Origin of the sequence: Chitinophaga sp., assembly GCF_036566945.1 — a bacterium.
Classification (GTDB): Bacteria; Bacteroidota; Bacteroidia; order Chitinophagales; family Chitinophagaceae; genus Chitinophaga.
The window spans coordinates 1-11,976 of the sequence record NZ_DATCVJ010000680.1 but is presented as its reverse complement, the minus strand read 5'-3'; the positions used below and the strand labels follow the sequence as shown (position 1 = coordinate 11,976).

Genomic DNA, 11,976 nt, shown 5'->3' with positions numbered 1-11,976 from the left:
TTTAAAGTAATCGCTTCCACGGCCGCCCTTCTTGCAGGATACCAACTGGCAGCTACCCCTATCACCATTATCGTGATAAATACCAATAAAAAATCTTCTGCATGCATACTTACCGGATAAGCATCTACCAAAAACGAAGTTCCCTCTAATTTAATAATACTAAAACGTTGTTGCAACACGCAAAAAGAAATACCTAAGCCAAACCCAACGACCGTTCCTATCCCCGCAATGATTAATCCTTCGGCCAGGAAAATGCGCATGATCAGTGATTTCCGCGCACCCATCGCCTTGAGAATGGTAATATCTTTTTGTTTCTCTATCACCAGCATATACAAAGAACCTATCATATTGAATGCTGCAATGATCATGATAAAACTAAGTATCACATACACGGCCCACTTTTCAGTTTGCATAATAGCGTAAAGCGACTGGTTCTGTTCGTAACGGGTTTGAACCTTATACCCCTTGCCCAGCAACTGTTCCAGCTTTTCTTTTAGCTCTATTTCGTCTACCCCTGCCCGTGCTCCGATTTCCAATGCCGACATTTCATCATCCCCTAATTCCAGCAACTTGCGCAGGAATTCAATATTGGTAATTACATACTTGCTGTTAAACTCCTGTTGAATAGCAAAGGTGCCGGCAGGATATAATACCCCATTATTCAGGGCATCTTCCGGTGTTACAAATGCATTTACGTTTCGGCGTGGCAGGTATACGGTTACAGGCGCCAGGCTATGCACCACATCCACTCCGAGGGCACCCTCCAGTTCCAGACCAAGTACAGCCCTGTAAGCTACACTGTCACCTGTATCAAAGCGTCCTCTTACAATATTACTTTTAACGTCTGTTACATTGTTATAGCTGCTGTCTACTCCTTTCAAAACAGCAATCGTAGGCTCGTCACCATAACGCAATACCGCTTTTTCTTCTACTACTTCCGAAAAATGAGCAACACCCGGTACAGCAGATATCTGTTGTAACTGGGCAGGACTGAGGATAATCGTTTTTCCGCTGGCAGGCGCAATTTTTATGGCAGGATAAAAAGAAGAGTAAAGGGATTTCACCAAACCTTCAAAACCATTGAATACACTTAATATCACAATCAGGGCACCCGTCCCTACTGCAATAGCCGCCACACTTACCCAGGCAATGATATTAATAGCGTTGGTAGATTTTTTAGCCCGGAAGTAACGGGAAGCAAATTGCCAAACCATAGTGTCAGAATTAGGAATTACGAATTACGAATTACGAATTACGAATTATGGATTTGTAAGGAGATAATAGCGGAGATCCCGCGTTTACTGACTGCTCACAAATCCGTAATTCGTAATTTGAAATTCGTAATTCTATTTATTGCCATCCTTAATATTTGCGTCGTCTTCCTTGATCTTTTTGAACAACTCTTCCATTTTGAACACATAATCAAGGGTATCATCCAGGAAAAAGCTCACATCAGGTATTCTACGCAACTGCTTGCCCAAACCGATTCCAAGCAACTTTTTGATTTCACCCATTCTTTCCTTGATACGCTCCAGCATATCGGCAGGGGCTTTAATCTGAAACATGCTCAGGTACACTTTAGCCTCCAGCAGATCTGGCGTCATTTTTACCGCAGCAACAGATATCATTCCTCCATCTACCACATTAAATCCCATCCGCTGAAAAATACCACTGAGCTCCTGTTGCACTAATTGTCCTATTTGCTTCTGCCTTTTAGTTTCCTGCATCTCATTCAATTTTAATCGTTAGTAAAAAGGGGCTGATGTACGATAATAACATTTTTAAAGCACAGGGCCAAACCTTAACAGGCTGCCAGCAGCCCGCCAGTTGCGAAATTAACCTTTTCCTGCAAAGAATAGTGGCAATTACACCCCGACATATCGTAATTATGCTATTTTTGCCAGCAGTTTAAAAGCAACAGGAATGAAGACGTTCAAGCGATTACTAAGATTTGCGACCCCATTACATCATTATTTACCAGAATATGTTATATATACATTGATCGGTATTATATTCGGTATGGTCAATTTTGCCATGTTGATTCCGCTGCTGACGGTTATTTTTAACCAGGTAGACGAAGTCCCAAAGGTGGTAACAGCCCCACACTTCGCTTTTTCCATTAACTATTTCATAGACCTGTTTTATTATTATTTCTACGATTTTATCAAAGTCAGCGGTTCCAAGTTGAGTGCCTTATACTTTGTTTGTGTAGTAATTGGAGTCTGTGTTATCATTGCCAACTTTGGCCGATACATGAGTGCCCGGGTAATGGTACGCCTGAAAATGACGGTATTGTCACGACTACGCACCCGCTTATACGAAAGGTTCACGGAGCAATCACTTACCTTTTACAGCGAACAACAAAAAGGAGATCTGTTGTCTTCTATGACCAACGATGTACAGGAAATTGAAAATAGTGTAATAAATGCCATTCAAACACTCCTGCGCGACCCGTTCATTATTATTGGCTACTTTGCTGCATTATTTTATATCTCGGTAAAATTGACCCTGTTTACCATCGTTTTCTTCCCCATTTCCGGTCTGCTGATTTCTTATGTTTCGAAGAAACTGAAATTAAAAGGTAAGTTCAGCCAGGATTTGCTGGGGAAAATTCTTTCTGTTACAGAAGAAACACTCAGCGGGATCAGGATTATACAGTCATTCACGGCCGAACGCTTTATGAAAAATAAGTTCGGAGAGGTAAATAACAGGTTTGTGAAAGTGAGTAAGTCGATGTATAACCAGCGCGAACTGGCATCTCCAATCTCCGAAATTCTGGGAGTAGTGGTAATTATCATCCTGGTTATTTATGGCGGTTCATTGGTGCTTTCCGGTAGTGAGTTGCTCACCGGCGCTACTTTTATGACTTATCTGGTTTTTTATTCTCAGATCATGACACCCGCCAAAAACGTATCTACTTCTATTACTACTATCCAAAGAGGAATGGTATCGAGTGAGCGGATATTCAAAATACTGGATGCACCGATAACTATTGAGGAGAAGCCACAGGCACAAGCTGTAAAAGAATTTGACAATCGCGTAGAGTTCGACAATGTATCCTTTAAATATGAACAACAGTATGTACTAAAAAATATTCAGCTGAGTATTAACAAAGGACAAATGATTGCCCTGGTTGGACGTAGTGGTGCAGGAAAGTCTACCATGGCCGATCTTTTACCCCGCTTTTATGACGTAAATGAAGGCGCTATTCGTATAGACGGTAAAGATATACGTGATCTTAAAGTACATGATCTCCGCAGTCTGATTGGGATCGTATCACAGGAAGCCATTTTGTTTAATGATTCTGTGATAAACAATATTGCGTTTGGCCAACCAAATGCAGACAGGGAGGCTATTATAACCGCTGCTAAAATTGCGAATGCACATGAATTTATTGAACAACTGGACCATGGCTATGATACCTTCATTGGCGATCGTGGGATGAAACTCAGTGGTGGACAACGTCAGCGCCTGACCATCGCCAGGGCGATTTTCAAAAACCCACCCATCCTCATTTTAGATGAAGCTACTTCTGCATTGGACACTGAGTCTGAAAAACTGGTACAGGCTGCACTGGATAAATTAATGCAAAACCGCACCACGATTGTGATCGCGCATCGTTTGAGTACTATACAACATGCCAATGAAATTATTGTAATGGACCAGGGAGAGATCAAAGAACGTGGTACACATGAGCAACTGTTACAACAACACGGCATCTATCATAAATTGGTAGAAATGCAGGAATTTAAATAAAGGATTCCTAACGTTAAAGCATATACGCAAACGCATCACGTCCCGCAAAAAATGCGGGACGTGATGCGTTTAATCAATCCCCATCTGCGTTTCCTTTACATTGTCTTCATAAAGAACAATGGTAATGGGTACGGTTTTTGTTATTGTTGCGCCCTGATAATGCCAACACCAGCTCTTTGCAGCACTATTTTTTAACCTTTTAACATAGCGAACTCCTATGATATCTATCGTAATTCCTGTATTAAACGAAGGTGCTACCATACGCCAGGTTATTAAAACCGTAAAAAAAACATCCCGTAAAATTGAGATCATTGTAGTAGATGATAATTCTACAGACAACACTGTAGAAGAGGCTATGAAAGAACACGTGAGAGTTATCACCAGCAGCCAGCGCGGGAAGGGAATTTCCATGCGGGAGGGTATGATGGCAGCTAAACACGATATTATCGCCTACGTTGACGGCGACATCCTTACTTACCCCGACAATATTATAGACCTATTAACTGGTCCTATTGAAAAAGATGAAGCCGACTTCGTCAAATCCTACTTTGAACGGCAGGCAGGCAGGGTCACCCAATTGGTGGCCAAGCCACTGCTTAGTATCTTATATCCGGAGCTGGCGCATTTTCAGCAACCGCTTAGCGGTATGATTGCAGCACGGAAATCCTTTTTGTCGCGTGTGCATTTTGAGAATGATTATGGAGTGGATATTGGTCTGCTGATAGATATGCACCACCTGGGTGCCCGCATTACAGAGGCGAATATCGGGAAGATTGAAAATGCCATGCAAACCTGGGAGCAGCTGAGCAAAATGTCGAGAGAGGTATCCCGTACTATTCTCCGCAAAGCAGAAAATATACCGCAGGAAAACCTGGAAACACTGGGTAATATAAACCTGATACGGGAGCAAATGGAATATTCCATTCTGGAATCTATTGATAAATTACAGAAGATGGTCATCTTCAACCTGGACCATGCTGTATTTACAGAGAGCTACCTGGATTGCGCAGCCATTGCGTTTGATCAGGAAGAAGCCTGGCAGGATATTCTGGCTGGCCGGCACGACGCGGTGACCCGTATGAAATTGAGTGCAACACTCTTTGAAGGACACAATATTGCAGAAATGCTGGAGGTAGCCGATGCAATTCCGTTGGTGCCTGGCATCCGGGAAATAGTGCAGGAACTAAAGAAAAGAGGCTATGCCTGTGGCCTCATTACAGATGGATTCGGAACGGTGGCCCGTCATATAAAAAACAAGCTGGGGATGGATTTCGTATTTGCCAATAAGTTACATCTGGTCAACAGCGTGGCTACCGGCGAATTTTCCACAGCTGATTATTTTATGAAAGACGACGAGTATTGCAAGAGCAATATGTTTCCTTACATAGCGCAGCAGTATCATATTAATACACAGAATATCATTTACGTAGGAGATGGGAAAGAAGACAGCCGTTTACTGGCGAAAGCGGGCATAGGCGTTGCTTTTTGTCCACAGTATCGTGGCGAAATTGTAGAAAAGGTTGCCGATAAAATCATTCGTGGGTTGTCACTCGCTCCACTATTGGACATTGCTCAGGCGAGTCCGGCAAAATTTGGTATTAAGTTACCTGCTATCAGTAAACGGCAGGCGCGCAATATCGGAGTGGGTAGTTTGGTGGGGTTGGCAGGAGCGGGGTTAATTTACCTGGCGATGCGGCAATTACGAAGTAAGAAGACGGTAGCTGCCTGCTGATAATTACCATAAAAGATAGCATCCTGCTGATAAAGTATCGCAGTGAAGAAATAAAAAGGCGCAGTGGAATAATCCGCTGCGCCTTTTTTCATGCCTTTACCCGGTGGGTTAGGCTATTTACTTTTAGCCAGTTTGGCTTCAATGCTCAATGTAGCGTGTGGAACAGCTCTGAGACGTGCTTTGTCTATGAGTTTACCGGTTACGCGGCAAATACCATAGGTTTTGTTTTCAATGCGCATCATTGCTTTTTCCAGGTGATCAATGAACTGAATCTGACGGCTGGCCATCTGGTTAAGTTGCTCTCTTTCCTGGGAGCCACTGCCATCTTCCATGCTCATGTATTTGTTCTCTGTATCGTCAGTGCCAGCTTCATCTTTACGGGTGATCAAGCCTTGCAGGTAGATGAGTTCCTTTTTAGCTGATTCCAGCTTTTTTTGGATCAATTCTCTAAACTCCTGGAGGTCAGAATCACTGTATCTGTATACAGGACCGGTAGGTGGTGCTGGCTGATCCAACACTGACTTGGTAAATTCAGGTTGATAAGTTACCAAAGTAGCTTTTCCACCTTTTTTCTCGGTTTTTTCAGTTTTTTCGGGTTTCTCGGATCTTTCCGTCTTTACTGATTTTTCAGCCTTAACAACTGGCTTTTCAGCTGCTTTTTTTGAGGATTCTTTTTCCTTAGCAACTTCTACCTTAGTATCTGCTTTCTTTACTGCCATCGTTTTAAGTTCTTTTTCTTCTGACTTAGAAATAAATGGTTTCTCTTTTTCAGCGGAAACACTTTTCGTAACCACTTGCTGCTTTACAGCAGGCTCTTTTTTAACGGTCGATTTTGCAGGTACAGCAACGTTCTTGACGGATGTTAATTTAGTGTTTTGTATGGCTGAAGCCTTCTTTACTGCTGCTTTGGGCGCCACGGGGGCGGCTTTTTTAGCGGTACTTTTGGCTACCACGGCTTTTCCGGCTGCTGGTTTCGCCGCTGCTTTGGGAGCTACCTTTGCAGGGGCAGCTTTTTTAGCAGCAGCTTTTTTAGGTGCGGGTGCGGCTTTTTTCGCAGGGGCAGGTTTAGCAGTTTTCTTTGCTGCTGGTGCCTTTGCCGCCGCTTTTTTTACCGGAGCTACCTTTTGGGTCGTTTTACTAGCAACCTTCTTTTTTGTTGCCATGGGGGATTAGCTTTTTTTGTTAACTAATACATTAAATTTAAGGTCATTCACCTCTATTTCTGTACCATCATGTAATCGATCCACTAATTCCAGGCTATCTGCCAAAATTTCCGTGCAAATATAGTCATTATAGTTCAAAATGGCCGACTTGAGCGCCTCCACACTTTCAACCGTTACACTGATTCTGTCTGTTAAAGCAAAATCACTGTCCTTGCGGATTTTCTGTATCCGGTTAACCAGTTCCCTGGCATTTCCCTCGTCCTGTAGCTGGGGAGTAATAGTAATGTCGAGCGCTACAGTTAAAGCGCCTTTATTAGCTACTGTCCATCCCGGAATATCTTCGGAAATGATCTCAACATCAGAGAGTTGGATTTGCACTTGCTCTCCTTCCACAACCAGGTTGAAATGGCCGTCGCGCTCTATCGTGGCAATATCTGCATCTGTAAACCCGCCGATAACGGCAGCCACAGATTTCATCTTTGCACCCATTTTACCACCAAGCGACTTAAAGTTCGGCTTAATCTTTTTCTTGATAAAACCTTCCGTTTCCGTAAGATAATCAATCCCTTTGACATTCACCTCACTTTTTATCAGGTCGGCTACCTTTTCTATTTGTTCCTGCATCCGGACATTTGTAACCGGAATCAAAATTTTCTGCAACGGCTGACGAACTTTGATATTCACCTTCTTACGCAAGGATAATACCAGTGAGGAAATATCCTGGGCCAATTGCATTCTTTCTTCCAGATCAGCATCTATTGCGCCTTCATTAACTACCGGAAAATCAGTGTGGTGGATAGAAGCAGCCTTGCTGCGACCACTTACACTGTTCAGGTTGTTAAATAACCAATCTGTGAAAAATGGGGAAACCGGGGCCATCAATTGTGTAATTTTTTCCAAACATTCATACAATGTCTGGTACGCACTGATTTTATCGTGTTCATATTCCCCTTTCCAGAACCGGCGACGGCACAAACGTACATACCAGTTACTCAACTGCTCATCTACAAAGCGCTCAACGGCTCTGCCCGCCTGTGTGGGCTCATAATCATCAAAACTGCTGGTAACATCTTTCACCAGCGTATTTAATACAGAAATGATCCAACGGTCAATTTCCGGACGTTCTTCTAATGGAATGTATGCTTCCTTGAAAGTAAAATTATCAAGGTTAGAATACATAGCAAAGAAGTTATATGTATTGTATAGCGTACCAAACAGCTTGCGCTGTGCTTCGCCTATACCTTTTACATCAAATTTCAGACTGTCCCAGGGAGAAGCGTTGGTGATCAGATACCAACGGGTAGCATCTGCACCATACTTTTCAATGGTTTCAAATGGATTCACCACATTTCCGAGGCGCTTACTCATTTTATTCCCATTACTATCCAATACTAAACCATTGGATACCACAGTTTTATATGCTACTTTATCAAAAAGCATTACACCCAGAACATGTAACGTATAAAACCATCCGCGGGTCTGATCCACACCCTCTGCGATAAAGTCGGCCGGAAACGACTCTCCTTTATCTATCAGTTCTTTATTTTCAAACGGATAATGCCATTGCGCATAAGGCATAGCACCACTGTCAAACCAAACATCTACCAAATCAGGCTCACGACGCATTGGTAGTCCGGAATCACTTACTAATATGATATCATCAACATAAGGCTTATGTAAATCCAGGATCCCCTCATGCAGATACGATTTATTCACATCTCCCCCTAACACTTCACTTGCTTTGCGGATCTCCGCGTTCAGTTCCTCAATTCCACCAATACATTTCTCTTCGCTACCATCTTCTGTGCGCCAGATCGGCAACGGAGTACCCCAATAACGGCTACGGCTCAGGTTCCAATCCACCATATTCTCCAACCAATTACCAAAACGGCCGGTTCCGGTAAAGGCAGGTTTCCAGTTAATGGTTTTATTTAATTCTACCATCCTATCCTTCATGGCAGTAGTTTTAATAAACCATGCATCCAGCGGATAATATAACACTGGCTTATCTGTACGCCAGCAGTGAGGATAAGTATGTTCGTACTTTTCTACTTTAAATGCCCGGTTTTCTTTCTTTAGTTTTACGGCAATGTCAACATCTACATCCTTATAATCAGGATCATCCTTATAGTTCTTTACAAACCTGCCGGAGAACTCGCCCACATTGTCCGTAAATTTCCCTTCTCTATCTACCAGTGTCAAAATACCGATGCCATTCTTTTTCCCTACCCTGTTATCGTCTGCACCAAAAGCAGGGGCGGTATGTACGATACCGGTACCATCTTCTGTAGTAACGAAATCACCCAGAATTACACGGAAAGGATCACCTTCTTCAGGCTGGGCGAAAGGCAGCAATTGCTCATAGCGGATATTCTCCAGCTGGCTGCCCTTAAAGCTGCTCAGTATCTTCCAGGGGATTATTTTATCTCCTTCTTTATATGCATCAAAATCAGCATTCTCTCCTTCGGCCTTGAAATATTTACCCAGTAATACTTTCGCCATAATCACATTCACCGGCAGGTGCGTGTATTGATTAAAAGTATTTACTAGTACATATTCTATATTAGCGCCTACTGTCAAACCCAGATTTGATGGCAGGGTCCATGGGGTGGTAGTCCAGGCGAGGAAAAATACCTCACTTGTTCCGGCGGCATCAAAAAGGAATTGCGAATTGCTGGCCTGCAAGGCTTTAAACATGGCCACTATGGTAGTGTCCTTCACGTTCTTATAAGTACCCGGCTGATTCAATTCAGCAGAACTAAGGCCTGTACCTGCAGCGGGAGAGTAAGGTTGGATACTCACACTTTTATACAACAGCCCTTTTTTATAGAGGGTTTGTAACGCCCACCATAAGGTTTCTATATATTTATTTTCAAATGTGATATACGGGTCTTTCAGATCTACCCAGTAGCCCATTTTACGGGTCAGGTCATCCCATTTATCTTTATACTTCAATACTTCTCTGCGACAGGTTTCATTGTAGTCTGCAACAGAAATCTTGGTACCAATATCTTTTTTAGTAATCCCTAGTGTCTTTTCCACACCCAGTTCCACTGGCAGGCCATGTGTATCCCATCCGCCTTTGCGTTTTACCTGGAAGCCCTTCATTGTTTTATAACGGCAAACCAGATCTTTTAAAGTACGTGAAATAACATGGTGAATGCCCGGCAAACCGTTGGCGCTTGGGGGGCCTTCATAAAAAACAAAAGGAGTGGCGCCGTCGCGCACTTCCACGCTTTTTTCAAAAGCCTGGTGCTGCTCCCACTGTTGCAGTATATCTTTTTCGATCTGAGGTAAATTCAGCTGGTTATATTCCTGATATTTGCTGGACATAAAACAATTCCCCGCCCTTTGATGTTATTTAGACAATAATTGATTAAAATTGTGCGAAGTTAAGAAAATACACTGGCTCCTAAAGAGTCAACTTTACTAAAAACGAAGCTTTTTGAATATTTTTTATTGTTTTTTTTGTACTTTGCAATAAAGAGCAAATAAATTACGTTTTTGGCATTGTTTTAGCTTCTTTGCCAGGAAGAATTAGAAAAACCTAGTATTTAATTTTAACCCAACGGAAAAAACCATATCGAATATGAAAAAGTTGACGTTAATATTTTGCGCGGTTCTATTCACTTCCGGCATAACTTTTGCACAGCAAAAAAAATCAGTTAAGAAAACAAAAGTAGTTGCTAAAACGGTGCAAGCACCTGAAGCAGTTAAAAGTTCTTTTGATCAAAATTTTGCGGGAACATCAGCGGCTAAGTGGACAAAGACAAGTGCAGGACATTGGACAGCGAGTTTCCAAAAAGAAAACATAAACACAATTGCAGAGTATGATGCGGATGGCAAATGGATTGCCACAAGAAGCGCTTATGATGCTCAAACTCTTCCGGAATCAGTGTCTGGTACGCTGAAAACAAAATATCCGGCAGCAACCATAAAAGATGGCTGGAAAATTGAGAGATCAGATGTTGCTTCATACTACAAAATCAATATTCAGGATAACGGTACAGACAAAGCAGTGTTGTTGAACGAAGCAGGTACCATTACTGAATAACACAAACAAGTATTTCATAGGTATAGGGATAAATAGGACAGACCCTGCTCTTTTGGGCGGGGTTTTCTTTTGCTCTTAACTTCGGAATTGGTACTTTTTTCATCACCGCCTCCAGGCACTTCTTCCTACAACAATATCCCGGAAATGGCCGCAGCCTGCACTTTAACACCCCTTCAAAAAAAAGTCGCCCGCAGAAGCGAACGACTTTATAAAAATCTGGTAGAAACTTTTCTGGCAAGATGCACTTAACTTCAATGGTGTTTGATATTCATGCAAGTATTATTTATGGCTTTACTTTTTGCCAGCCAAGCTTCTCCCATGGTCAAATCTGATAAGGAAGCTTATAGGAAATGCAAATGGATATTTGCCTATCGTGTTACAAAGAAACACCTATATTTCATATTCCACTTTTCAAATCGGGAAAACAAATGATCGAAAAGGGAAAATACAGTCAAACCCTTCGTAGTAGCGGGCTCATCTACCTATCCAACTGCGAAATTTCCTTTTAAAGGTCCGGGAAATGGCAAACCAGTTAAACCTGATCATCCTACCCTGGTAGAAATACTTAAGAACAGACTTGTACTCCCCCTGGAAATGCAATATCACCATACGTTGCACTCTACCATCTGCTCCCTCACAAAACACCTCATCCCCCTTTAATTTTAATGCTTTTCGGTTGCAGAAACTTTTGTACATCCCGTCTTTCGTGTAAAGCGAGGAAATATTGTGATCGATTCCCAACGTACTGCCAATAAAATTGGAATTCAGGTAAGGAATTCCACGGTCTTTTACCCACATGTAGAGTAATGTCATATCTGAGATGGCTGTTCTCCCCAACCTTTGCTGCTGCACCTCGTAGTACTTACCCAGGAATGGATCTTTTCTATTTTTTTCGTAGACCTCCAGCAAATAATCTGTGAAATTATTGAGGAGAGATTTATTCCAAAAAGAAAAATGCGGAGAAATCTGATGTTCGCTGCCACCACCGTAGCATCCTTCACTACCCACAAAAACATCCTTTAGTGATTCATCTTCCCGTAAATGTTGCAAATTATTTACCAGGTAAATGTCAGAATCAGAGAGAATAAAAGATTCATCATTTTGATGCGCTGCTTCAATAGCAAAGTACCTGGCGAAGCAACTCACCTCAAACTCAAGACTGTTAACACTATGATGCTCGTATAAGGAAAGGAACCTGTTATATTTTTCGTTATTGATCAGGCTATCCGGGCCTAATACCGTCAAATGTATATTCAATCGCCGGGCCTTCT

8 protein-coding genes are annotated in these 11,976 nt (G+C 42.3%); 3 read left to right on the top strand and 5 right to left on the bottom strand.

Features of this window, described 5'->3' with window-relative positions:
* Positions 1 to 1,214 (bottom strand): FtsX-like permease family protein (locus tag VIP81_RS20635; RefSeq protein ID WP_331965611.1); only part of this gene is annotated, 1,214 nt, incomplete at its 3' end.
* 132 nt (positions 1,215 to 1,346) lie between these two features.
* Positions 1,347 to 1,727: a 30S ribosome-binding factor RbfA gene (gene rbfA, locus VIP81_RS20630; protein WP_331965608.1), complete on the bottom strand. Its 381-nt coding sequence runs from the start codon at positions 1,725 to 1,727 to the stop codon at positions 1,347 to 1,349.
* Between the two features lie 196 nt (positions 1,728 to 1,923).
* Here rbfA and VIP81_RS20625 point away from each other — a divergent pair, with 196 nt between their 5' ends.
* Positions 1,924 to 3,756: an ABC transporter ATP-binding protein gene (locus VIP81_RS20625; protein WP_331965605.1), complete on the top strand. Its 1,833-nt coding sequence runs from the start codon at positions 1,924 to 1,926 to the stop codon at positions 3,754 to 3,756.
* A gap of 217 nt (positions 3,757 to 3,973) precedes the next feature.
* Entirely contained in the window at positions 3,974 to 5,488 is a 1,515-nt protein-coding gene (locus VIP81_RS20620; protein ID WP_331965601.1) for a glycosyltransferase, read from the top strand.
* A gap of 113 nt (positions 5,489 to 5,601) precedes the next feature.
* Here the strand turns inward: VIP81_RS20620 and VIP81_RS20615 are convergent, their stop codons facing one another.
* Together VIP81_RS20615 and ileS are read right to left on the bottom strand one after the other, a co-directional pair.
* Positions 5,602 to 6,651, bottom strand: coding sequence for a TraR/DksA C4-type zinc finger protein (locus tag VIP81_RS20615; RefSeq protein ID WP_331965598.1), 1,050 nt, complete (start codon positions 6,649 to 6,651; stop codon positions 5,602 to 5,604).
* A 6-nt stretch (positions 6,652 to 6,657) separates the two neighbouring features.
* Complete coding sequence (gene ileS, locus VIP81_RS20610; protein ID WP_331965595.1) at positions 6,658 to 9,984, bottom strand: isoleucine--tRNA ligase; 3,327 nt, start codon at positions 9,982 to 9,984, stop codon at positions 6,658 to 6,660.
* A gap of 256 nt (positions 9,985 to 10,240) precedes the next feature.
* Between ileS and VIP81_RS20605 the strand changes: the two genes are divergently transcribed.
* Entirely contained in the window at positions 10,241 to 10,705 is a 465-nt protein-coding gene (locus tag VIP81_RS20605; protein WP_331965592.1) for a PepSY-like domain-containing protein, read from the top strand.
* A gap of 474 nt (positions 10,706 to 11,179) precedes the next feature.
* Here VIP81_RS20605 and VIP81_RS20600 read toward each other — a convergent pair.
* The coding region (locus tag VIP81_RS20600; RefSeq protein WP_331965589.1) for a hypothetical protein at positions 11,180 to 11,976 on the bottom strand (797 nt) is incomplete at its 5' end.